This window comes from Aquamicrobium sp. NLF2-7, from assembly GCF_022359935.1.
Lineage (GTDB): Bacteria > Pseudomonadota > Alphaproteobacteria > Rhizobiales > Rhizobiaceae > Mesorhizobium > Mesorhizobium lusatiense.
In genome coordinates, this window is sequence record NZ_JAKSED010000001.1 from 3,073,366 (window position 1) to 3,095,371 (window position 22,006).

Genomic DNA, 22,006 nt, shown 5'->3' on the forward strand with positions numbered 1-22,006 from the left:
AGGCGCTCGCCATGATCGGTGCCGCTGCGCTCTGCCTTTCGGCAAGGCCGGCCCGTTCGGCACCGAGCCCGATTTCCTTCAATGAACTCTATGGCAAGGTCAGCGTGCTGGGCCTGACCTTCTCCGACAAGGTGAAGGCTCTGGAAGGCAAGCCGGTCGCCATGCGCGGCTTCATGGCGCCGCCCCTGAAGGCGGAAGCCAATTTCTTCGTGCTCACTGAAATTCCGATGGCGCTGTGTCCGTTCTGCTCGTCCGATGCGGACTGGCCTGACGACATTATCGTCGTCTATCTCGACCATGCCCAGACCTTCGAACAGGCAAATGCCACCATCGAGGTTTCCGGCAAGCTCGAAGTCGGTTCGTGGACCGATCCGGACACGGGTTTCGTCAGCCTGCTGCGCATCGTCAACGCCGATTTCCGAAGGGTTTAGGGTGATGCAGGCTCTGTCGGTCGAAGGGCTTCAGGTCCGTTATCCGGGACTTCCCGTGCCAGCGCTCGATTTGGCCGGGTTGCGGCTGGAAGCCGGGGAAATGGTTGCTCTGGCGGGGCCTTCGGGGTCGGGCAAGACCACCTTCATCAACATCGTGACGGGCATGGAGCGGGCGGGAGCCGGCCGCGTGGTCTGGAACGAAGAGGATATCGCAGCGCTGCCCGAAGGTGGGCGCGATCGCTGGCGGGCCCGAAATGTCGGCCTCGTGATGCAGGATTTCCATCTGTTCCCCGGCCTTTCGGCCGAGGCCAATGTGCTTTTGCCGCAGCGCCTGTCGCATCTGCGCCTGCCCGACGGAATGCAGGCGCGCGCCCGCGACCTGCTGGCGCGGGTCGATATCCAGCGCCCCGGTCAGCTCGTCGGCACGATGTCGCGCGGCCAGATGCAGCGCGTGGCCGTGGCGCGCGCTCTGGTCGGCCGTCCGGGCGTGATCGTGGCGGATGAGCCGACCGCGAGCCTCGACGCGGAAGCCGGCGCATCGGTCGCCAGCCTGCTGGTCGATCTGACCGAAGAGGCGGGCTCCACGCTGATCGTGGCAAGCCATGACGAGCGGCTGATCGGCCGCATGAGTCGCACGCTGCGGCTCGAAAACGGCCGTCTGGCTGCATGAGGATCTGATACCGGATGTTTCATTTCATTCTTGCCGACCTGCGCCGCAACTGGATCGGTGCGCTCATTCTCGCCTTCCTGATCGCGCTGGCGACGGCGCTCGGCGTGTCCGTCACCTTGCAGGAGCGCGCATTGCGGCTTGGCAGCGCCCGCGCCGCCGCAGCCTTCGATCTGGTTGTCGGCGCGGCCGGTTCGGAAACCCAGCTCATCCTCTCGTCCATCTTTCTCCAGCCAGCACCGCTGCAACTGCTGCCGTCGGCGACATTGTCGGCCCTGCGTGCCGATCCGCGCGTTGAAAACGCCATTCCGGTCGGCTTCGGCGACTTCGTTGGCGGCTATCCCATCGTCGGCACCACCGGCGATGCCATCGGCATGCTGGGCGGACTGGCTGAGGGCGAGGGCTTCAGCCATCTGGGCGATGCCATCGTCGGCTCTCAGGTGACGCGCGATATAGGCGACAGCTTCCATCCATTTCATGGCAGTGTCGGGGAGGCGGGCGAGGTGCATGCGCATGTGGAATACCGCGTCGTCGGCCGCATGGCGCCAACCGGCACGCCGTGGGACCGGGCCATACTGGTGCCGATCCAGTCCGTGTGGGCCGCACATGCCGACCACGATCACGAGGCGGAGACGGCAGGGCTGGCCGCCGTCGCTCACGTTCCGCACGATCACGGCCACGACCATGGGCCGGGCTTCGCGGGCGATCCGGTCGACGAGGCCGCGTTGCTGAGCGCCGACAATCCGGGCGTTCCTGCCATTCTGGTCAAGCCGAAAAGCATTGCCGATGCCTACAATCTGCGTCAGCAATACCGTACCGAAACGACTCTCGCCGTCTTTCCCGGCGAGGTGCTGACGCGGCTCTATGGCACGCTGGGTGATGCCCGCCGCGTGCTTGGCTTCGTGGCTATGGGCGCGCAGGGGCTTGTCGGTGCCGCCATTCTCATGGTGGTGGCGGTTCACGTTCTCCAGCGCCGGCGCCAGATCGGCGCCTTGCGGGCCTTCGGTGCGCCGCGGCCTGTGGTGATGGGCATGGTCTGGCTGGAGGTCTTCATGCTCGTCGCGGCCGGCGTCATTGCAGGCTTCGCGATCGGCTATGCCATCGTACGGGCAATCTCCTCGCATCTGGCTAAAAGCAGCGGTGTCGCCATGCCGGTCGAATTCCAGACGGCGGACCTGTGGACGCTGGCCGGCCTGTTGCTCGCCTGCGCCATTGCAACCCTTCTTCCCGCGCTGATCGCCTATCGCCAGAGCCCGGCGCAGGCATTGCGCGCCTAGCAAGAGTATTGCCAGTAAAGCAAATCACGATATAAACATTTCTTTATGTGATATTGACATCGTTTGCCGAAACGCCGAGATTGCGGGCGTCGTGGTTCTTCGGGGCGGGATTTTGCCCCGAAGCTAAGAGGGAAGCCGGTGCCTTCCATGGGAAAGCCGGCGCTGCCCCCGCAACTGTAGACGGATAGCCTTGCGTCCATTCAGGTCACTGGGGTGAAAGCCCTGGGAAGACGGACGCAGGCGAGGACCCGTGAGCCAGGAGACCTGCCATGACGAAAACACGTCCACGGGCGGGGTGTCCCGGAGGCCATGATATGCCCGCATCGTGCGGGTGTTGACGGCTGCCTTGCGCATCCGCCCCAACCATCGGGGTTTATGGAATGGCCAAATCGAAAGTTTCCGTTGCAACGCTCGGCGTGCCGCGCATCGGCCGCCGCCGCGAACTGAAGTTCGCACTTGAAAACTACTGGTCGGGCAAGGACAGCGCCGAGGCGCTGCTCGAGACGGCCAGACGTCTGCGCGCAGATAACTGGCGGCTTCAGGCCGAAAAGGGCGTCACGCGCGTTCCGTCCAATGATTTCTCGCTCTACGACCATGTGCTCGACACAACCGTCATGATCGGCGCGATCCCGCAGCGCTATGGCTGGACCGGCGGCGAGGTGCCGCTCGACACTTATTTCGCCATGGCGCGCGGCAGTGAGGGGGATGCGGGTTGCGGCCACCCCGGCCATGTCCATTCCACCTCGGCGCTGGAGATGACCAAGTGGTTCGACACCAATTACCACTACATGGTGCCCGAGCTGGCGCCGGATCAGGAATTCGTGCTGGCCACCACCAAGCCGGTCGATCATTTTCTTGAAGCGAAGGCGCTTGGCATCCACACGCGCCCGGTCGTGCTTGGGCCGGTGAGCTTCCTCCGGCTTGCCAAGTCCGGCGGCGAGGAATTCGATCTGCTCTCGCTGCTGCCCAAGCTTCTGCTGGTCTATACCGACCTGCTGAACCGCCTGCACGCGGCCGGCGCGGACTGGGTGCAGATCGACGAGCCCTGTCTGGTTCTCGATCTCGAAGCCGGTGAACGCGCCGCGCTCGAAGCGGCCTACAATCACTTCGCCACTGAGGTTCCCGCACTCAACCTGATGCTCGCCACCTATTTCGGCGCGCTCGGCGACAATCTCGACCTCGCCGCTTCGCTTCCCGTGTCGGGCCTTCATGTCGATCTGGCCCGCGCGCCGGAGCAGCTTGAAGCCGTTGCGGCGAAGGTGTCCTCCAACACAGTGCTGTCACTCGGCGTGATCGACGGCCGCAATGTCTGGCGCGCCGATCTCAATGCCATACTCAACTATCTGAAGCCCGTGGTGGAGGCGCGTCCGCTTGATCGTATCGAGATCGCGTCGTCCTGCTCGCTGCTGCATGTTCCGGTCGATCTGGAGCTTGAAGCGGCGCTGGACGCGGAGCTGAAGTCCTGGCTCGCCTTCGCCACGCAGAAGCTCGACGAACTGGTCGTGCTGGGGCGTGCGCTGTCGGAGGGCCGCGCCGGGGTTGCGGATGCCCTGCAGGCATCGGCCGACGCCATCGCCTCGCGGCGAAAGTCGCCGCGGGTGCACGACAGGAAGGTGGGCGACAGGCTTGCTGCGGTCACCGGGGCCATGGAACGCCGCAGGAGCGCTTTTGCCGCGCGGCGTGAAAATCAGTCCGGCAAGCTCGACCTGCCGAAATTCCCCACCACCACCATCGGCTCGTTCCCGCAGACGGCCGAGGTGCGCAAGGCGCGCGCCGCCCATGCAAGGGGTGAACTGAGCGCTGCCGACTACGAAGCCTTCCTGCGCAGGGAGACGGAAGCCGCGATCCGCTGGCAGGAGGAAATCGGTCTCGACGTGCTGGTCCATGGCGAGTTCGAGCGCAACGACATGGTGCAGTATTTTGGCGAGCAGCTTGCCGGTTTCGCCTTCACGCAGGCCGGCTGGGTGCAGAGCTACGGCTCCCGCTATGTCCGTCCGCCCATCATCTACGGCGATGTCTCGCGGCCGGAGCCGATGACCGTGCGCTGGTGGCAATATGCGCAGTCGCTGACCGACAGGCCGGTCAAGGGCATGCTTACCGGCCCGGTGACCATCCTCAACTGGTCCTTCGTGCGCGACGACATTCCGCGTTCGCAAAGCTGCCGCCAGATCGCTCTGGCGATCCGCGACGAGGTCGTCGATCTCGAAAAGGCGGGTGCCGTCATGATCCAGATCGACGAGGCAGCGCTGCGCGAAGGCCTGCCGCTGCGCAAGGCGGACTGGAAGGCCTATCTCGACTGGGCGGTCGGCAGCTTCCGGCTGGCGTCGACGGGCGTGGAGGATGCGACCCAGATCCACACCCATATGTGCTACTCGGAGTTCAACGACATCATCGACGCCATCGCGGCGATGGATGCCGACGTGATCTCCATCGAGACCTCGCGCTCGCGCATGGAACTGCTCGATGCCTTCCGCAATTACAAATATCCGAACGAGATCGGGCCGGGCGTCTACGACATTCATTCCCCGCGCGTTCCGCATACGGGAGAGATGACGGACCTGCTCAAACTGGCGCGCAAGCGCCTGTCCGACAGCCAGATCTGGATCAACCCCGATTGCGGGCTCAAGACCCGCAAGTGGGAAGAGGTGAAGCCGGCGCTGGTCAACATGGTGGCCGCCGCGCGCGAATTACGGGCGCTGGCAAGCTGATGAGATCGTCGTGCGTTCACTCGGACGCACAAAGGACGATCTGAATTATCGATGCTGTGGAGGCCCGCCGCCGGATTTGCCGGCTGCGGGCGCGCATTCTCAAACCCGGCCCACTGTCATCGGGCCGGCTACTTCAGGGTTGTCAGGCTTCGATTTCCAGCTCGCCGAGCGGTCTGGAACAGCAGGCGAGGATATAGCCTTCGGCGATTTCGTCATCGAGGATGCCGCCATTGTGGTTCATCTCGACCTCGCCGGAAATCTTCCTCACCTTGCAGGTGCCGCACAGGCCGAATTCGCAGGCAGCTGAAATACGCACGCCGCTGGCCCGTGCCGCCTGCAGCACGGTCTGGCCGGGCAGGCATTCGCCGTCTACCTCCGACAGGCTGAAGTGCACCGGCACGACCTCCTGAACCGGGGCCGCCTGCTCGGCGGCTTCCGTCTGCGCCTCGGCGAAAGGTGGGGACACGGGCTCCGCCGGCGGCGCGCCGAAGCTTTCCTGATGGTAGAAGGCCATGTCGAAGCCGGCGCTTTGCAGCATGTCGCGCACGGCCCTCATATAGGGTTCCGGCCCGCAGCAGAATATCTCGCGCTCATGGAAGTCGGGTGCGAGCAGCGGCAGGCGCACCGCATCCACGCGTCCCATATGGCCGGACCAGCCTTCGCGTGGCGAACGCTCCTCCACGATGAAGGCCAGCGACAGGCCGGGCATCCGCGAATTCAGCAGTTCCAGCTCCTTGCGGAAGATGATGTCTTCCGGCCGCCGAGCGCAGTTGACGAATGTGACGTCGGTGCCCGGCGCGCAGTCGCTGAACCAGCGCAGCATCGACATCATCGGCGTGATGCCCGACCCCGCCGACAGGAACAGATATTTGGCGCCCGGATGGGTGTGATGCGAAAAATCGCCGCCCGGTCCATAGGCCTTGAGGCGGGCACCGACGCCCAGATTGTCGAACATCCAGCGCGTGCCGATGCTGTCCGCCTGGGCCTTGACCGTGACCGAGATGGAAAACGGCCGAGACGGCGACGACGACAGCGTGTAGGTGCGCATGATCGGTTCGTCGGCCACGGGCAGTTCGAGCGTGATGAACTGGCCCGGCATGTAGCGGAACCATGTCTGCGCATCCGAGCGGAAGGTGAAGGTCTTTACCTCCGGCGCCTCGTCCGTGATGCCGATCACCTCCAGAACCTGAAGGCGATCGTTCCACGGCGCCATCTCGTCGAGATGGCGGTAGAGGCCGGGATCGGTCATGACGTTCACCGTCTCCTCCTTCGTCAGGCGACGTTCTTCAGGCGCGATTTTCCATCACCTGCCAGCCTCGGTTCGAGGAAATCCGCATACCACTGCACGAACTGGATAGTCCCGCCCTCATGAAGTTCCGAATAGGGGCCGGGCTCATAGGAGGGCGAGCGGATGCCGAAGGCGTTTTCCTCCACGATGCGGCGGTCCTGCTCGTTGGTCTCCATCCAGACATGGGCGAGTTCATGCGGGTCGTAATCGACGCCTTCGACCGCATCCTTGTGCACCAGCCATTTGGTGGTGAGCATGGTTTCCTCCGGCCCGAGCGGAAGCACGCGGAAGGTCACCGCATGGTCGATCAGAACATGGTTCCACGTGGTGGGATAGTGATAGAGCATCAGGCTGCCGATGCGGTCCGCATTGACCTGATCCGACAGATTGCGCTTCACCGCTGCCTTGCCGTTCATCGTGTAGCTGACGGAATCGCGCAGGAGCGGCGTGCGCGTGGCGCGATACTGGCCGTCCGGGCTGATGCGGAAATGGGACGGCAGACCGGCGGCTTCGCACTTGGCCCAGTGGGCGATCATTTCGGGATCGCTCTCGACATCGTTGACTCCGGTGACATTCGGAGCCTCCGGAAAGGTCTTGCAGAGTTCCGGATGGTTGCTGGCGCAGTGATAGCACTCGCGGTTGTTTTCCCAAACCAGCTTCCAGTTGCCTTTCTCCACCGTCGTCGTCTCGAAGGCGACCTTGGCTTCGGTGAGGCGGTGCGGGTTGAAATAGGGGTCCATCACGGCGCGGAATGGCGCGAAATCGGCCGGCTGGTCGGCCAGGCAGATGAAGATGTAGCCCCCGGTCGCCTCGCAGGCGACAGGCTTCAGCGAATAGGAGCTGGGGTCGAAATCGTCGGCCATCTGGCGCGCGAACAAAAGCTTGCCGTCGAGGTCATAGGTCCACTGGTGATAGGGACAAACCAGACGCGCCTGCGTGCCCTTCGCCGTGGTGCAGACACGGCTGCCGCGATGGCGGCAGGAGTTGTGGAACGCCCGTATTTTTCCTTCGCGGTCGCGCACGATCACCACCGGATAGTCGCCGATCTGCACGGTAAAGAAGCTGCCGGGCTTTGGCAGTTCGCAATCATGGCCGATGAACAGCCAGTCGCGATACCAGATCAGCTCCAGATCCAGCTTGTAGAAATCGGGGTCGATGTAGAAGGGCTGCTCCAGCGCATGACCCGGCTTGCGGGTGCGGATGAGCTCAAGCATTCTCGTACGGGCGTCCATGTCCTGTCCTCGCCAAAGGACTGAACTTGGTGGTGATTTGGGAATGAACGGCCCCGCGAGGGGTCACCCGCCATTCGCTCCCTGACCGCCCACCGCGATCAGTCGAAACCACTGTGCCGGGCCGCGTGCCTGTTTCGGATGAAGGCGGAAACAGGCAGATGCCTTGGGCTATAGCGATCTAAACATCATTCGCAGGTGCGGGGGCATGTGAAAACGACATCGCCTCGTCGCAGGACGACAGGCGATGTCGCGTGATTACGCTGCCATCCGGGCTTAATCCCAGGCGAGCGCGCCGCCGTTCTGATATTCGATGACGCGGGTCTCGAAGAAGTTCTTCTCCTTCTTCAGATCCATCGCCTCGCTCATCCACGGGAACGGGTTTTCGGTTTCCGCGAACACCGGGGCAAGGCCGAGCTGGGCGCAGCGGCGGTTGGCGATGAAGTGCATGTACTGCTCGCACAGCGCCGCATTGAGGCCGAGGAAGCCACGCGGCATCGTATCGCGGCCATAGGCGGCTTCCAGTTCGGCGGCGTCCGAAATCATGCCGCGCACCTCATCCTGGAACTCCTTCGTCCACAGATGCGGGTTTTCCAGCTTGATCTGGTTGATGACGTCGATGCCGAAGTTCAGATGGATCGATTCGTCGCGCAGGATGTACTGATATTGCTCGGCGATGCCGACCATCTTGTTGCGGCGGCCGAGCGACAGGATCTGCGCGAAGCCGGTGTAGAACCACATGCCCTCGAAGATGACGTAGAAGGCGACGAGATCGCGCAGGAACGACTGGTCGGCTTCCGGCGTGCCGGTCTTGAAGTCGGGGTTGTCGAGGTTCTGGGTGTGCTTGAGCGCCCACGCCGCCTTGTCGGTGATCGAGGGAACCTCGCGGTACATGTTGAACAGCTCGCCCTCATCAAGCGCGAGGCTTTCCACGATGTACTGGAAGGTGTGGGTGTGGATCGCCTCCTCGAAGGCCTGACGCAGCAGATACTGGCGGCATTCGGGGTTGGTGAGGTGACGGTAGATGGCCAGCACGATGTTGTTGGCGACCAGCGATTCGGACGCGGCGAAGAAGCCGAGATTGCGCTTGAGCATGCGCCGCTCGTCCTCGGTCAGCCCGTCCTTCGACTTCCACAGCGCGATGTCGGCCTGCATGGAGACCTCGGTCGGCATCCAGTGGTTGTTGCAGCCGGCGAGATACTTTTCCCACGCCCAGCGGTATTTCAGCGGCAGAAGCTGGTTCACGTCGGCGCGCGCATTGATCATGCGCTTTTCATCGACGGTGACGCGCGCCGCACCCCGCTCGATCTCGCCAAGCCCGGTGGCGTCGCCGGCAGGCGCATCCTTGCCCGGAAGCGGGATGGAAGGGTTGTTTTTGGATTCGGACCAGTCGAGCATCTTATTTCTCCGGAAGGCTTGGCGCACCCCATTCCTGACGCTTCAGGTGTCGGCATGTGCCGGTCGGGATCGCATGAATGGTGAGGCACAGGATGGGGTCACATCACCCCATCCCGTCCTGTCGGCTTTGTCCTCCCCGGCGGGGGAGGCAGGGGCCTGCTTACTGGCAGGCTTCGCAGTCGGGATCGTCGATGGCGCAGGCCTTGCCCCATGCCGCGCTGGGGTCGACCACGATCGGCGTCGCGGCTTCCGCTGCCGCCATGCTGGCCGGCGAAACGGCGTTGAGCTTGCCGTCGGTGCCCTTCAGCGTCGACTTTTCGACATGGGTGGCCGAGCGCGAACGAAGGTAGTAGGTGGTCTTGAGGCCCTTCTTCCATGCGAAGCGGTAAAGCTCGTCCAGCTTCTTGCCGCTCGGATTGGCGATGTAGAGGTTGAGCGACTGGGCCTGGTCGATCCACTTCTGGCGGCGCGAGGCCGCCTCGATCAGCCAGGAGGAGTCGATCTCGAAGGCGGTTGCGTAGAGTGCCTTGAGGTCGTCGGGAATACGGTCGATCTGGCCCACCGATCCGTCGAAGTACTTCATGTCGGAGACCATCACCTCGTCCCAAAGGCCACGCGCCTTGAGGTCATGGACGAGCTGTGCGTTCACCACGGTGAAGTCGCCCGACATGTTCGATTTGACGAACAGGTTCTGGTAGGCGGGCTCGATCGACTGCGCCACGCCGCAGATGTTGGAGATGGTCGCCGTCGGTGCGATTGCCATGGTGTTGGAGTTGCGCATACCGGTTTCCTTCACCCGCTCGCGCAGGCTCGCCCAGTCGAGGGTGAAGGTGGAGTCCATGTCCACGCCGGGGCGCGCTTCTTCCAGCAACCTGATAGAGTCGATCGGCAGGATGCCCTTCGACCACAGCGAGCCCTCGAAGCTCGGATAGCGGCCGCGCTCGGCGGCGAGATCCACCGAAGCGGAGATCGCGTGGTAGCTGATCGCTTCCATCGAGCGGTCGGCGAATTCGACAGCCCCTTCCGAAGCATAAGGAATGCGCATCGCCTGCAGCGCGTCCTGGAAGCCCATCAGACCAAGGCCGACGGGGCGGTGGCGCAGGTTCGAGGCGCGCGCTTCGGGGATGGTGTAGAAGTTGATGTCGATGACGTTGTCGAGCATGCGCATCGCCGTGCCCACGGTCCGGGCGAGGCGGTCGAGGTCGAGACCCTGCTCGGAGACGTGATTGGCAAGGTTGATCGAACCCAGATTGCACACGGCAACCTCGTCCTTCGACGTGTTGAGGGTGATTTCCGTGCACAGGTTGGAGGAGTGCACCACACCGACATGGCCCTGCGGCGAACGGATGTTGCACGGATCCTTGAACGTGACCCACGGATGCCCGGTCTCGAACAGCATGGTCAGCATCTTGCGCCACAGGTCGAGCGCGCGGATCTTGCGCCAGACGCGCAGCTCGCCGGCCGCGGCCCTGGCCTCATAGGCTTCATAGGCGTTACGGAAGGCCGTGCCGTAAAGGTCGTGCAGATCCGGAACCTCGTCGGGCGAGAACAGCGTCCACTCGCCGTCTGCCTCGACGCGCTCCATGAACAGGTCCGGCACCCAGTTGGCCGTGTTCATGTCATGGGTGCGGCGGCGGTCGTCGCCGGTGTTCTTGCGCAGGTCGAGGAATTCCTCGATGTCGACGTGCCATGTTTCCAGATAGGCGCAGACCGCGCCCTTGCGCTTGCCGCCCTGATTGACGGCGATGGCGGTGTCGTTGGCCACCTTCAGGAACGGCACCACGCCCTGGCTCTCGCCGTTGGTGCCCTTGATGTGGGCGCCGAGGCCACGCACCGGCGTCCAATCATTGCCGAGGCCGCCGGAATATTTGGCGAGCAGCGCGTTGTCCTTCACGCCCTTGAAGATGGCGTCGAGGTCGTCGCCGATGGTGGTCAGGAAGCAGGACGAAAGCTGTGGCCTGAGTGTGCCCGAATTGAACAGGGTCGGCGTCGAGCACATGAAGTCGAAGGACGACAACAGGTTGTAGAACTCGATGGCGCGCGCCTCGCGGTCGATCTCACGGGCAGCGAGGCCCATGGCGACGCGCATGAAGAACGCCTGCGGCAGCTCGAAGCGCTTGCCCCTGGTGTGCAGGAAATAGCGGTCGTAAAGCGTTTGCAGGCCCAGATACTGGAAGTTCAGGTCGCGTTCGGCCTTGAGAGCAGCGCCGATGCGCTTGAGGTCGAAACGCCCGAGTTCGGGATCGATCAGGTCGGCCTCGATGCCGGTGCGGATGAATTCCGGAAAATAGGTGGCATAGCGCTCGGCCATGTCGGCCTGCGTGGCCTGCTCGGAGCGGCCGGTGACGAAGCTCAGCGCTTCGCGGCGAAGCCGGTCGAGCAGCAGGCGGGCGGAAACGAAGCTGTAGTTGGGCTCGGTCTCGACCAGCGTGCGCGCGGCAAGGATCGGCGCCAGCGACAGTTCGTCCTCGGTGATGCCGTCATAGAGATTGCGCAGCGCCTCGTTGAGGATCGGCTGCGGGGAGACAGCCTCCAGCCCTTCGCAGGCTTCCTCGACGATGCGGCGGAAACGGCCCTCGTCCAGCGCAACCTTTTCGCCGGTGGCGCGGGTGACGTGGAGCGACGGCGCGGCGGATTCAGGAGCGGCGGCTTTGGCGGCCGCACGTTCGCGGGCGCGCTCTTCGCGATAGAGCACATAGGCGCGGGCGACCTTGTGGTGTTCCGAGCGCATCAGCGCCAGTTCTACCTGATCCTGCACGTCCTCGATATGGAAGGTGCGGCCTTCGCCGATGCGGCGGGTGAGGTTGCCCACAACCTGCTCGGTCAGGTCCTTGACCACGTCGTGCACGCGGCGCGAGCCGGCCGCCACCGAGCCCTCGACAGCCAGGAACGCCTTGGTCAGCGCGACGGTGATCTTGGTCGGATCGAAGGGCGTGACCGATCCGTTGCGGCGGATGATGCGGTAGCCGGGCTCCGTCGGGGTCCGGGCTTCGTTTTCTATGGAAGGTGGAACCGCATCGGTCCCGATCGTCTGGAGTGCAGTGGTCGCCGGCATCTTATCCCCGTGGCGCTGTGGACGGGGGAGCTGACGGCAACGCATGCCCGATGGCGTGGCTCAGGCCACGTGGGCAAGCGCACCTCCGGGACACCCCGCCCGAGTTTCGTGCAGTATCACGGCAGGTCTCCTGGCTCACGGCTCATCGTCGCTGTCCGGCCTTCCCGGTGCCTGAAACGCACCAGTGACACGAAAAGGGACAACGACTCACCGTTTACAGTTGCGGGGGCAGCGTCGGATTTCCTCGCAAGGGCACCGACTTCCCTCTTAGCCCTCCAGATCCATATTGGCGCTGGAAGGAACCATGATGGCTACATTTAGTATCAGGAGCCGTTCTGGTGTCAACAGGTTGATTTTGAATTTGATGGATGAATTTATCTTATGCCCACAATCCAAAGGCTGCCTGTGCACAAAGTCTTCATAGGAAGTTTTTTGCCAGACCGGGCAAGTGGGCGGCATTCCTGACGCATTTTGATGCCGTCCGGAACTCCCTGCCGACGAGAAACACGGGTATAACCACAGGAAGATGCGGCGGCGGAAACCGATCCGCCGCCGGCTGGTATCAGATCGCTTCCAGATAGGTCTCGAATTCGAAATTGTTGACCCTCAGGGCGAAGGTCTCCAGTTCCTGCTTTTTGCACGCGACGAGAGAGCCGCGCAGCGCGTCCGGAAAGATTTCCGCGACGAGGTTTCCGTTTTCGAAGCTGGCAATCGCCGAGGCCCAGTCGGGCGGCAGCTTGGTCATGTCGCGTTCGTAAACATCGGTTGTCGCCGGTTCACCGGGGTTCAGCTGCCTCTCGATGCCGATGAGCGCGGCTCCCAATATGGCAGCCAGCACAAGATATGGATTTGCATCGGCCCCGGCCACGCGATGCTCGATGCGGCGCGCTGCGTTTGGACCGCCGGGGATGCGGATCGCCACCATGCGGTTCTCATAGCCCCAGGCAACGGCGGTTGGTGCATGCGAGTTCGGACGCAGGCGGCGGAACGAATTGAAGTGCGGGGCAAACACCAGCGTGCTTTCCGCCATGGCGGCGAGTTGCCCGCCCACCGCATGGCGCAATATGTCGGAGCCGCGCGGCGTGCCGTCATCGAAGACGTTCTTGCCGTCTTCGTCGAGCAGGCTGAAATGGACATGAAACCCGCTGCCGGAGCGCTTGCCATAGGGCTTCGCCATGAAGGAGGCGATGAAGCCGTGCTTGCGCGCGATGCCCTTGACGGTGCGCTTGAAGAGTATGGCGTCGTCGGCGGCGCGCAGTGCGTCGGGAACATGGTTGAGATTGATCTCGAACTGGCCGACGCCATTCTCGGCAATGGCCGAGTCGACGGGAATGTCCTGTAGGCGGCAGGCCTCGTAGACTTCGTGCAGGAAACCTTCGAAGTCGTCGATCTCATCGATGGAAAGGGCCGCGTCGGAATCGAGCCGGCGGCCGGTGATCGGCGAGACCGGCCCGCGCGGGCGGGCAGGCTTCGGGTCGACCAGATAAAACTCCAGCTCGGTGGCGACGACCGGCGTCAGCTTCAGCGCCTTGTAGCGATCGAGAATGCGGGCCAGCGCCCGGCGCGGATCGCCAAGGAAAGGCGCGCCGCTTTCATCCGACAGCCAGAGCGGAATGAGCGCGGTGGGATGGGCGGTCCAGTCCATCGGCAGGATGCCGCGACCGGTCCACTGGCAGATGCCATCGGCGTCACCGGTCGAGAAGACCAGCTTGTTGCCCACGATGTCCTCGCCCCAGACGTCGACGCCGCACACCGAGTAGGGCATGCGCAACTTGCCTTCCAGTGCCTTGGCAGCCTGATCGACGGGGATGCGCTTGCCGCGCATGATGCCGTTCAGGTCGCACACCGCGGCCCTCAGGCTGTGGATGTCAGGCCGGCTCTTCAGCCAGTCCAGCACCTCCCTGATAGCTTCACTCAATTGATACCTCCGGGTTGGTTGAACATAGGGGTGGCGACGCGCGTGGCTTGGCGAAGGCCGCGCGCGTTCAGGCCGGGCATTGCACCGGCAGAATGGATTGCAATGAAAGAATGAGCGGGGTGGTGCTGCGTGCACGCACCGTTTGTGGCTGGCGGTCGGCCGGACCGTTGTGTCCTGTTCCCAGGAATTTTGATTCGTCCCCGTTGAAGCTGCAGGAGACCTGCCGGGACGAGAAATGATGAAATGCGGCCCCGTAGCTTCCCCCCGGCCCTGTATTCCGGACCGTTCAGGAACACACTACCCGGCGGCAACAGCCTTGCCAAGCCGGGTCAGGAAAGCTCGAGGTGTCAGCTCTTCTTGCGGGCTCGGCCGGCAAAAGGATTGTCGGAGGTGCGCAGCGCCACGCGGATCGGCACCCCAGGCATGTCGAAGGCTTCGCGCAGATTGTTGATCAGATAGCGCACATAGGACTGCGGCATGGCTTCCGGCCGCGAGCAGGAAACGACGAAGCCCGGCGGGCGGGTCTTGGCCTGCGTGACATATTTGACCTTCAGCCGGCGTCCGGCCACGGCGGGCGGCGGATGATGCTGGAGAATGCCTTCCAGCCAGCGGTTCAGCCTGCCGGTCGAGACGCGGCTGTTCCACACCTTGTGGGTGCGCTCCACCGCTTCCATCAGCTTGTCGAGGCCGCGTCCGGTCTCTGCCGAAACCGGAACCGCCTGAATGCCGCGCACCTGGGGCAGCAGCCGCTCGGTCTTCTCGCGCAGTTCCGCCAGCAGCTGCTGCGGATTGTCGATCAGGTCCCACTTGTTGAAGGCGATGACCGGCGCGCGTCCCTCGCGGATGATGAGGTCGGCGATCTGCAGATCCTGCTTCTCGAAGGGAATGGTGGCATCGAGCACGATGATGACGATCTCGGCGAAGCGGATGGCGCGCAGGCCGTCGGCCACGGAAAGCTTTTCAAGCTTCTCCTGCACCTTTGCCTTGCGGCGCATGCCGGCCGTGTCGAACAGCTTCATCTGCCGTCCGCGCCACTCCCAGTCGACGGAGATGGAATCACGGGTGATGCCGGCTTCCGGCCCGGTCAGCAGACGTTCCTCGCCGATCAGCGCGTTGATGAGCGTCGACTTGCCCGCATTGGGACGGCCGACGACCGCGATGCGCAGCGGCTTGCTTTCATCATAGGCAGGCGCATCGGCTTCGGGATCGGCGATGTCCTCGCCGATCAGCACTTCGCTGGCGGCAGGTATCTCGTCGTCCTCGTCTTCGTCCTTGCCGAAGGCGCGTTCCTTGCCCAGCGCCTCGACCACGGCATCGCGCAGGTCCGGCATGCCGACGCCGTGCTCGGCCGAGACCGGCACGGGTTCGCCGAGGCCGAGTTCCCACGCCTCCAGCAATCCGCCCTGAGCGCCGCGCGCTTCGGCCTTGTTGGCAACCAGCACCACCGGCTTGCCGGAGCGGCGCACCACATCGGCGAAAGTGCGGTCGTCGGGCATCAGCCCTGCCTTGGCATCGACCACGAAGAAGACGACATCGGCCTCGTCGATGGCGATCTCGGTCTGGGCGCGCATGCGGCCGGGTAGGGTGGCGGCCGGGGCATCCTCGAAGCCGGCCGTGTCGATCACCTCGAAGGCAAGGTCGTAGAGCTTGGCGGCGTGGGTGCGTCGATCGCGGGTTACACCCGGCGTGTCGTCGACGAGCGCCAGCCTGCGCCCGACCAGTCGATTGAAGAGCGTGGATTTGCCTACATTAGGCCGGCCGATGATTGCAGCTTTGAAGCTCATGTCTCACGACGCATTGCCCGAACCGCGGATCAGTTCGGACATCAGGGTAGCGCGCTGGCGAATGTTCTGCGGAGCCTGCTCATCGTCGACGATCTGGTCGAACAGCTTGAGCGCGTCGGCTGACTTGCCTTCCTTCCAGGCAGCAAGGCCGAGCGCTTCGCGGGCGGAATGGCGCAGCGCATTGCCATCCACGGCGAGCGCCTCGACACGGGCAGATACGTCGGCATAGGAGCCGGTGTCGACCAGAAGGAGAGCCGCACGCAGCTTCGCCATGTCGCGCAGACCCTGCGGAATGGCGCTGTCGGCGGATACCGCATCGAGTTCGGTGACGGCGGCCCCTACATCGCCGCTGTCGGCCTTGAAGGTGGCGGCGCGCAGACGCGCCAGAACCGGATAGGCTCCGTAGCCGTCCTTCTGGATTTCCGCGAGCGCGGCCAGAGCTTCCTCCTGCTTGCCTTCATTGGCAAGGGTGAGCGCCTGCGAGAAGGCATCGCCCGAACGGTTGGCGCGGCTTTCGTCCCAATGGCGGTAGCCGACGAAAGCCGAGGTTGCGAGAACGACCAGAATGGCGATGGCGATCAGGATCGGGCCGAACCGGTCCCAGACCGCCTTCGCCTGCTCCTTGCGGATCTCTTCATTGACTTCGCGGATAAAGCTGTCGTCGGCCATTCACTCAAAACCGTTTCTTGCCGCTATGGCGGTGTGTTCGCCTGCGTTTTAGCTGAAATTCCCCGGCATGGAAGGGGCAAGCCTCAAATTCGCTCCGCGCCCCGGCTGGACCGCTGCTTTTTATGGACGGGGCCTGCCGACGATAAGCCGGTAAAATGAAGGCAGGTTTATGGGGCCTTGTTCAGGCGGGGAGCTGCCGACCACGCGATACCCGCCGCGATGACAAGCACCGCAGCCGCCAGCAGGGAGGCGGACACATAGTTTCCCGACCACTCGACCAGCAGTCCCGAAACCAGCGGTCCGATGATCTGGCCAAGCCCGAAGGAGGCGGTCATGATGGCAAAGACGCGCCGGGGGGCCTGCGGCGCAAGCTGGCGCGCTGCCTGCAGGCCGAGCGCCGTCTGGGCCATGAAGGTAGCGCCCAGCAATATGCCGCCGGCAAGCGGCCCCATCCGCCCGGAGATCATGACGCTCGCCGCCACGCCGATCGCTTCCACGATGCAGGAAAGGGCATAGGCCTTATAGATGGAAGAGCGCCGGGCGAAAGTCTGCCACAGGAAGAGCGAAGGAACGGCGGCAACGCCGGTTGCCAGCCACACCAGCGCTTCGAACACGCGCGTTTCGCCGTTCTGGCGCACGATGGCGACGAGAAAGGTGGCGGTGATCACATAGCCGAAGCCGAACAACCCGTAGGAAAGGATGATCTTGTAAAGGGCCGCATCCCTGGGGAGTGGCGGCTCGCGGCCGGAACTGCCGCTGCCGGCCGGGCCTTCATTCGCGAGGAAGGCAACGAGAACGAGACCAACAAAAGAAACCGCGCCGGACCAGTACCAGCCCGCCGTCCAGTCCGCCTGTGTCGTCGCCAGCGCCACCATCAGCAGCGACGAAATGGCGATGCCGGTTCCCACGCCGCTGAAATGCAGGGATTGCAGCTCGTTGCGGCCACCCTTCGCCAGATGGCTGAAGACGATGCTGGCCATGAACACCATGGTCATGGCGCTGGCGGCGCCGGCCAGAAAGCGGATGATGATGAAAGAACCTATTCCGGTGACCAGCCCCATTGCCGCTGCAAGCAGCGCGTTGAGCGCAAGGCTTGCCAGTGCGACAGCGCGCTCGCGTCCCTGCGCCCAGCCGCCCGCAGCCACCAGCGCCCCGACCAGATAGCCGACATAGTTGGCGGAGGCGATCAGGCCCGCATCGGATGCCGACAGGCCGAGCCCGTCCATCATGCCGGGCAGGATCGGCGTGTAGACGAAGCGGCCGATGCCCATGGCAACGGCAAGCGCAATCGCTCCGGCAAGGGCGAATCGGACGGGGGAGGCGGATGCGGCGTTCATGGCGCCCACAATATTTGCGCGTGCCGGCGATACAATCCGGCTTTCGTTGGGCCAGATGCGGCGCGCACCATGCCTGCACCAGGACGGGCATAAGGCTGGAAAGCCATTGGCTACGGGTCTATCTATAGATTTCGACGCAACTGATCTTCAGGATTTTCCACCCATGACAGCACATGCCCCTTCGCTTTCGGCCGCCGGCGATTTTTCAGGTGTCATCGATCCGGTGAAGCTCGACCGGCTGGCCGAGGTGGCGATCAAAGTGGGCCTTCAGCTTCAGCCGGGGCAGGATCTGGTGCTGACCTCCTCGATTGCCGCCCTGCCGCTGACGCGCCGCATCGTTGAGCAGGCCTACAAGGCCGGCGCCGGTCTGGTGACGCCGATCTTCTCCGATGACGAGATCACGCTCGCCCGCTTCCGCTATGGCTCGGACGCCAGCTTCGACCGTGCCGCCAGCTGGCTGCATGAGGGCATGGCCAGGGCTTATGCGCAGAATGCTGCCCGCCTTGCGGTGCGCGGCGACAATCCCTCCCTGCTGTCGGGGCAGGACCCGGCGAAAGTGGCCCGTGCCAACAAGGCCAACTCCACCGCCTACCAGCCCGCGCTGGAAAAGATCACCGGCTTCGACATCAACTGGACCATCCTTGCCTATCCGGAAGTGGAATGGGCGCGGCAGGTGTTTCCGGGCGTGTCCGACGAGGTGGCGGTCGGCAAGCTGGCCGAGGCCATCTTCGCGGCGAGCCGCGTGGATAATGACGATCCGGTCGCGGCATGGCGTGAGCACAACGCGGCGCTGGCAAAGCGCACCGAGTGGCTGAACGGCCACCGCTTCCATTCGCTGCATTTCACCGGGCCGGGCACCGACCTGACGCTTGGTCTTGCCGACGGGCATGAATGGATGGGCGGTGCCTCTACCGCGAAGAACGGCGTCACCTGCAATCCCAATATCCCGACCGAGGAAGTGTTCACCACGCCGCACCGCCTGCGCGTTTCCGGCCATGTTTCCTCGACCAAGCCTCTGTCCTATCAGGGCACGCTGATCGACGATATTTCGGTGCGCTTCGAGGAAGGGCGCATTGTCGAGGCGACCGCATCGAAGGGCGCGGACGTTCTCAACAAGGTGCTCGATACCGATGAGGGCGCGCGCCGGCTGGGCGAGGTGGCGCTGGTGCCGCATTCCTCCCCGATCTCGAAGAGCGGCATTCTCTTCTATAATACGCTGTTCGACGAGAACGCCTCCTGCCACATCGCGCTTGGCCAGTGCTACTCCAAGTGCTTTGTCGGCGGTGACAAGCTCACGCCGGACGAAGTTGCGGCAAAGGGCGGCAACAAGAGCCTCATTCATATCGACTGGATGATCGGCTCCGACGAGGTCGACATCGATGGCGTTCATGAAGATGGCCGCAGGGTGCCGTTGATGCGCGCCGGCGAGTGGGCCTGAAATTGACATGCCTGAGCTGGCCGTCAAGCGCGTGTACGAACCCGTCGCTGAAAGCGACGGGCAGCGCGTTCTGGTCGACCGGCTCTGGCCGCGAGGACTGAGCAAGGAGAAGGCGCATCTTGACCTGTGGCTGAAGGATATCGCGCCCAGCGATGAGCTGCGCCACTGGTTCGGCCATGATCCTGAACGCTGGGCGGAATTTCAGAAGCGCTACAGGGCCGAACTGGGTGGCAAGGCGGACGCCCTTGCCGAGTTGCGTGCCCTGATGGCCAAAGGCAAGGTCACGCTCCTGTTCGCCGCCCATGACGAGGAGCACAACAACGCCGTCGCACTGGCGGCATATCTCAGTGAAGCCTGAAGCTTCCCTCGGAGGTCCGCGAATCCCTGCCGGAACCTCGCCTGCAAGGGCTGTCGGGCGTTATCCGCCTATGCCTTCACCTCTGCCGCGTAAATATCGGGCTTGAAGCCGACCAGAACTTTCTTGCCCATGTCCAGCACCGGGCGCTTGATCATGGTTGGATGATCAAGCAGCAGCGCCTTGACCTTGTCTTCGCTCAGATCCTGCTTGTCGGTATCGGGAAGGCCCCGAAACGTCGTGCTGGCCTTGTTGAGCAGAACCGGCCAGCCGACCTTGCCGATCCAGCCCTCCAGCGTGCCTTTGTTCAGCCCATCGGCGCGGAAATCATGGAAGGTATAGGCAACGCCCTGACCTTCCAGCCAGTTCCGCGCCTTTTTGATCGTGTCGCAATTGGGGATGCCGTACATGGTGATCGTCAATCGATTGTCCTCGCGCTGAAATGACTGCCCGGACTGAAGCCGATTCGTGCCGGCTTGTCAGGTTGGATTTGTGACAGGAAATCCTGCTCCGTTAACCGCCCATCAAGGTTAATGCATCATTTTCGATTCCAGTGAGTTCTGTAGCGTTCTGGAGAGTTTCCGTGCATCGACGTGTCGTGAAGCGGCCGCTGGCCGCCGCCGGTGGCAGGCAAGGTTCGTTCATCGCTCCCCTGCTCGTTGGACTGGGTATCTGGGTTGGATTCCCGACCGTTACCGCTTTTCAGGATATGACCAGCCTCGTTTCCGGTCTCGACGCCAATGCGCGCTGGAACGCCTATATAGAGAAGTCTGTCGTCGGCTCGACGCAGGCAGCTGAAATGCCTTTCCAGGCTTCCGCTGCTTCGGCGGTTTCCGCAGCCTCCCTTGCGGGGTCCGGTGTGGCGCTGCCGGGTGTCGGCAAAGTGGCCTTCCGCTCCAAGAACGGTATCATCGAGGAAGTGCCGGATGAGGATCGCGTGGTGCGTCAGGGCAAAGGCAGCCGTCTGGTCAAGATCGCGCCGGTAGCGCCGCCTAAAAACTTCAACGCAGGGTCCATCTTCGAGCGCACGTCGTCGCTGATGCTGCGCAAGAGCCTTGATGGCGGCATGAAGATGGCTTTTGCCAAGCCGAAGATCAAAGGCAAGGAAGTACAGATCGCTTCTGCTTTCCATCTGCGCGAGGAGCCGAAGGCAACGCCGGGCGTCTCGAGCATGCTGGCCAGCCTCGTCAACAACGACAAGCCGGACATTCTGGCAACCGCCTATGCGCCGGCCACCGTCGATTACGCCAAGTCCTCGCCGTTCAAGGCGCTTTTGCAGGAAGAGGAGCCCGGCGGCGGGCGCTTCATCCCGCCGATGAGCAAAGGGGATCATGCCTGGATGCGCAATCCCCTGCCGGCCACCGTGTTTTCCAAGGCGGAGCAGAAGTGCCTCGCCAACGCCATCTATTTCGAGGCGCGCAGCGAATCCGTGCGCGGGCAGGCCGCCGTGGCGCAGGTCGTTCTCAACCGGGTCCGCAATCCGACCTATCCGGCTTCGATCTGCGGCGTCGTCTATCAGAACGATCACTGGCTCAATCGCTGCCAGTTTTCCTTTGCCTGCGATGGCCGCAAGAAGCGCGTGACCGAGCCGCGCCACTACAAGGTGGCCGAGGAAATCGCCCTTGCGGTGACGGCGGGCAAGATCTTTCTGCCTGAAGTGGGATCGTCCACCCACTACTACGCCAGCTATGTCAGCCCCGGCTGGGCCAGAAGCATGAAGAAGATGACCAAGATCGGCCTTCATATCTTCTATCGCACTTATGGCGGTGGCTGGAGCTGATACCTCGCGCAGTGGCGGCGGAAAGGGGGAGATTCTCCCTTCCTTGTGGGGACGAGCTGGCGGGCACGATGTCGCATCTGGGTAAGATGCTGATTTTACAGGCATAATACTTTGCTTTTGAAAACTCCCACGTGGCTTGACGGGCGGGAGGGCTCTAACTATGTTGCGCGCCAACTGGATGCAGACCGACGGCGGACTTTCGGCCGGGCAGGGAGGTTACGATGGCCGGCAACAATGGGCCAGACGGAACCGGAGAGACCGGCCCCCGGAATGACCGCAAAGGCGACATCCGCGACGACGAACTTGAACGCCGTCGGCGTGAGCTTGGGGCATCTCTGGCAGCACGGCATCCGAAGGCGATCGAGGGGGAAGACAACGCGCAAGCGGGCGGTTCGACTGGTTACGGCCAGGCGTTCAAATTGTCCAGCGAGTTCATCGCCGGTGTGGTGGTGGGTATAGCGATTGGCTGGATGGTTGACCATCTTGCCGGGACATCGCCTTGGGGGCTGATTGTTTTCCTGCTTGTCGGTTTTGCGGCTGGCGTTCTGAACGTTCTGCGTTCGGCTGGCATGGTGGCCGGTTTCGGACAGACGAAGTCCGGGTCCGGACCCAAAGATTTAAAGTAAGCGCGCTTCGGGCGCGAAGGCAATGAGAAAGGCCGGAAACGGCCGT

The 22,006-nt window shown here is 63.4% G+C and carries 17 protein-coding genes and 2 riboswitches; of the genes, 8 read left to right on the forward strand and 9 right to left on the reverse strand.

From position 1 onward, the window contains the following. Window positions 1-11: 11 nt before the first annotated feature. The 4 genes from MIC97_RS15115 to metE all read left to right on the forward strand — a co-directional run bounded on the left by MIC97_RS15115 (window position 12) and on the right by metE (window position 5,083). On the forward strand, window positions 12-431 hold the full coding sequence (locus MIC97_RS15115) for a hypothetical protein (protein ID WP_239801156.1): 420 nt from the start codon (window positions 12-14) through the stop codon (window positions 429-431). 4 nt (window positions 432-435) lie between these two features. Beyond that, window positions 436-1,101 (forward strand): ATP-binding cassette domain-containing protein, encoded by a 666-nt coding sequence (locus MIC97_RS15120; protein WP_239800691.1) that lies wholly within the window; start codon window positions 436-438, stop codon window positions 1,099-1,101. Between the two features lie 14 nt (window positions 1,102-1,115). Further along, window positions 1,116-2,375 carry an ABC transporter permease gene (locus tag MIC97_RS15125; RefSeq protein WP_239800692.1) on the forward strand — a complete coding sequence of 420 codons (1,260 nt, stop codon included), beginning with the start codon at window positions 1,116-1,118 and terminating at the stop codon, window positions 2,373-2,375. Window positions 2,376-2,450: 75 nt separating this feature from the next. Continuing rightward, window positions 2,451-2,662, forward strand: a riboswitch (cobalamin riboswitch). Window positions 2,663-2,755: 93 nt separating this feature from the next. Further along, complete coding sequence (metE, locus tag MIC97_RS15130; protein ID WP_239800693.1) at window positions 2,756-5,083, forward strand: 5-methyltetrahydropteroyltriglutamate--homocysteine S-methyltransferase; 2,328 nt, start codon at window positions 2,756-2,758, stop codon at window positions 5,081-5,083. A 142-nt stretch (window positions 5,084-5,225) separates the two neighbouring features. On the opposite strand, the gene MIC97_RS15135 is transcribed toward metE, so the two are convergent. The 8 genes from MIC97_RS15135 to MIC97_RS15170 form a co-directional block, all read right to left on the reverse strand. Continuing rightward, a complete protein-coding gene (locus MIC97_RS15135; protein ID WP_239801157.1) occupies window positions 5,226-6,332 on the reverse strand; it encodes a hybrid-cluster NAD(P)-dependent oxidoreductase in 1,107 nt (368 codons plus the stop codon). Window positions 6,333-6,355: 23 nt separating this feature from the next. After that, window positions 6,356-7,603 carry an aromatic ring-hydroxylating dioxygenase subunit alpha gene (locus MIC97_RS15140; RefSeq protein WP_239800694.1) on the reverse strand — a complete coding sequence of 416 codons (1,248 nt, stop codon included), beginning with the start codon at window positions 7,601-7,603 and terminating at the stop codon, window positions 6,356-6,358. Between the two features lie 273 nt (window positions 7,604-7,876). Continuing rightward, complete coding sequence (locus MIC97_RS15145) at window positions 7,877-8,998, reverse strand: ribonucleotide-diphosphate reductase subunit beta (protein ID WP_239800695.1); 1,122 nt, start codon at window positions 8,996-8,998, stop codon at window positions 7,877-7,879. A gap of 160 nt (window positions 8,999-9,158) precedes the next feature. Continuing rightward, the gene (locus MIC97_RS15150) at window positions 9,159-12,053 is read right to left on the reverse strand and encodes a ribonucleoside-diphosphate reductase subunit alpha (protein WP_239800696.1); all 2,895 of its coding nucleotides are present in this window, start codon (window positions 12,051-12,053) and stop codon (window positions 9,159-9,161) included. Between the two features lie 102 nt (window positions 12,054-12,155). Next, a riboswitch (cobalamin riboswitch) is annotated at window positions 12,156-12,375 on the reverse strand. 240 nt (window positions 12,376-12,615) lie between these two features. After that, window positions 12,616-13,971 (reverse strand): glutamine synthetase family protein, encoded by a 1,356-nt coding sequence (locus tag MIC97_RS15155; RefSeq protein ID WP_239800697.1) that lies wholly within the window; start codon window positions 13,969-13,971, stop codon window positions 12,616-12,618. 347 nt (window positions 13,972-14,318) lie between these two features. Further along, window positions 14,319-15,755 (reverse strand): ribosome biogenesis GTPase Der, encoded by a 1,437-nt coding sequence (gene der, locus MIC97_RS15160; protein ID WP_239800698.1) that lies wholly within the window; start codon window positions 15,753-15,755, stop codon window positions 14,319-14,321. A gap of 3 nt (window positions 15,756-15,758) precedes the next feature. Further along, the gene (locus MIC97_RS15165) at window positions 15,759-16,424 is read right to left on the reverse strand and encodes a tetratricopeptide repeat protein (protein ID WP_239800699.1); all 666 of its coding nucleotides are present in this window, start codon (window positions 16,422-16,424) and stop codon (window positions 15,759-15,761) included. Window positions 16,425-16,591: 167 nt separating this feature from the next. After that, a complete protein-coding gene (locus tag MIC97_RS15170) occupies window positions 16,592-17,761 on the reverse strand; it encodes a YbfB/YjiJ family MFS transporter (protein ID WP_239800700.1) in 1,170 nt (389 codons plus the stop codon). A gap of 163 nt (window positions 17,762-17,924) precedes the next feature. Between MIC97_RS15170 and MIC97_RS15175 the strand changes: the two genes are divergently transcribed. Continuing rightward, complete coding sequence (locus MIC97_RS15175; protein ID WP_239800701.1) at window positions 17,925-19,199, forward strand: aminopeptidase; 1,275 nt, start codon at window positions 17,925-17,927, stop codon at window positions 19,197-19,199. A gap of 7 nt (window positions 19,200-19,206) precedes the next feature. After that, entirely contained in the window at window positions 19,207-19,557 is a 351-nt protein-coding gene (locus tag MIC97_RS15180; protein ID WP_239800702.1) for a DUF488 domain-containing protein, read from the forward strand. A 68-nt stretch (window positions 19,558-19,625) separates the two neighbouring features. Here the strand turns inward: MIC97_RS15180 and MIC97_RS15185 are convergent, their stop codons facing one another. Continuing rightward, window positions 19,626-19,976: an ArsC family reductase gene (locus MIC97_RS15185; protein WP_239800703.1), complete on the reverse strand. Its 351-nt coding sequence runs from the start codon at window positions 19,974-19,976 to the stop codon at window positions 19,626-19,628. A gap of 161 nt (window positions 19,977-20,137) precedes the next feature. Here MIC97_RS15185 and MIC97_RS15190 point away from each other — a divergent pair, with 161 nt between their 5' ends. Continuing rightward, complete coding sequence (locus MIC97_RS15190) at window positions 20,138-21,334, forward strand: cell wall hydrolase (protein ID WP_239800704.1); 1,197 nt, start codon at window positions 20,138-20,140, stop codon at window positions 21,332-21,334. Between the two features lie 221 nt (window positions 21,335-21,555). Beyond that, complete coding sequence (locus MIC97_RS15195) at window positions 21,556-21,960, forward strand: AtpZ/AtpI family protein (RefSeq protein WP_183827723.1); 405 nt, start codon at window positions 21,556-21,558, stop codon at window positions 21,958-21,960. Window positions 21,961-22,006 lie beyond the last annotated feature (46 nt).

What these genes read in the sequence shown, in the direction of transcription:
- MIC97_RS15175 (WP_239800701.1), top strand. Translation starts at nt 17,925, where the DNA reads ATGACAGCACATGCCCCTTCGCTTTCGGCCGCCGGCGATTTTTCAGGT.
- MIC97_RS15125 (WP_239800692.1), top strand. Translation starts at nt 1,116, where the DNA reads ATGTTTCATTTCATTCTTGCCGACCTGCGCCGCAACTGGATCGGTGCG.
- MIC97_RS15145 (WP_239800695.1), bottom strand. Translation starts at nt 8,998, where the DNA reads ATGCTCGACTGGTCCGAATCCAAAAACAACCCTTCCATCCCGCTTCCG.
- MIC97_RS15115 (WP_239801156.1), top strand. Translation starts at nt 12, where the DNA reads ATGATCGGTGCCGCTGCGCTCTGCCTTTCGGCAAGGCCGGCCCGTTCG.
- MIC97_RS15170 (WP_239800700.1), bottom strand. Translation starts at nt 17,761, where the DNA reads ATGAACGCCGCATCCGCCTCCCCCGTCCGATTCGCCCTTGCCGGAGCG.
- MIC97_RS15135 (WP_239801157.1), bottom strand. Translation starts at nt 6,332, where the DNA reads ATGACCGATCCCGGCCTCTACCGCCATCTCGACGAGATGGCGCCGTGG.
- MIC97_RS15120 (WP_239800691.1), top strand. Translation starts at nt 436, where the DNA reads ATGCAGGCTCTGTCGGTCGAAGGGCTTCAGGTCCGTTATCCGGGACTT.
- MIC97_RS15195 (WP_183827723.1), top strand. Translation starts at nt 21,556, where the DNA reads ATGGCCGGCAACAATGGGCCAGACGGAACCGGAGAGACCGGCCCCCGG.
- MIC97_RS15180 (WP_239800702.1), top strand. Translation starts at nt 19,207, where the DNA reads ATGCCTGAGCTGGCCGTCAAGCGCGTGTACGAACCCGTCGCTGAAAGC.
- der (WP_239800698.1), bottom strand. Translation starts at nt 15,755, where the DNA reads ATGAGCTTCAAAGCTGCAATCATCGGCCGGCCTAATGTAGGCAAATCC.
- MIC97_RS15140 (WP_239800694.1), bottom strand. Translation starts at nt 7,603, where the DNA reads ATGGACGCCCGTACGAGAATGCTTGAGCTCATCCGCACCCGCAAGCCG.
- metE (WP_239800693.1), top strand. Translation starts at nt 2,756, where the DNA reads ATGGCCAAATCGAAAGTTTCCGTTGCAACGCTCGGCGTGCCGCGCATC.
- MIC97_RS15165 (WP_239800699.1), bottom strand. Translation starts at nt 16,424, where the DNA reads ATGGCCGACGACAGCTTTATCCGCGAAGTCAATGAAGAGATCCGCAAG.
- MIC97_RS15150 (WP_239800696.1), bottom strand. Translation starts at nt 12,053, where the DNA reads ATGCCGGCGACCACTGCACTCCAGACGATCGGGACCGATGCGGTTCCA.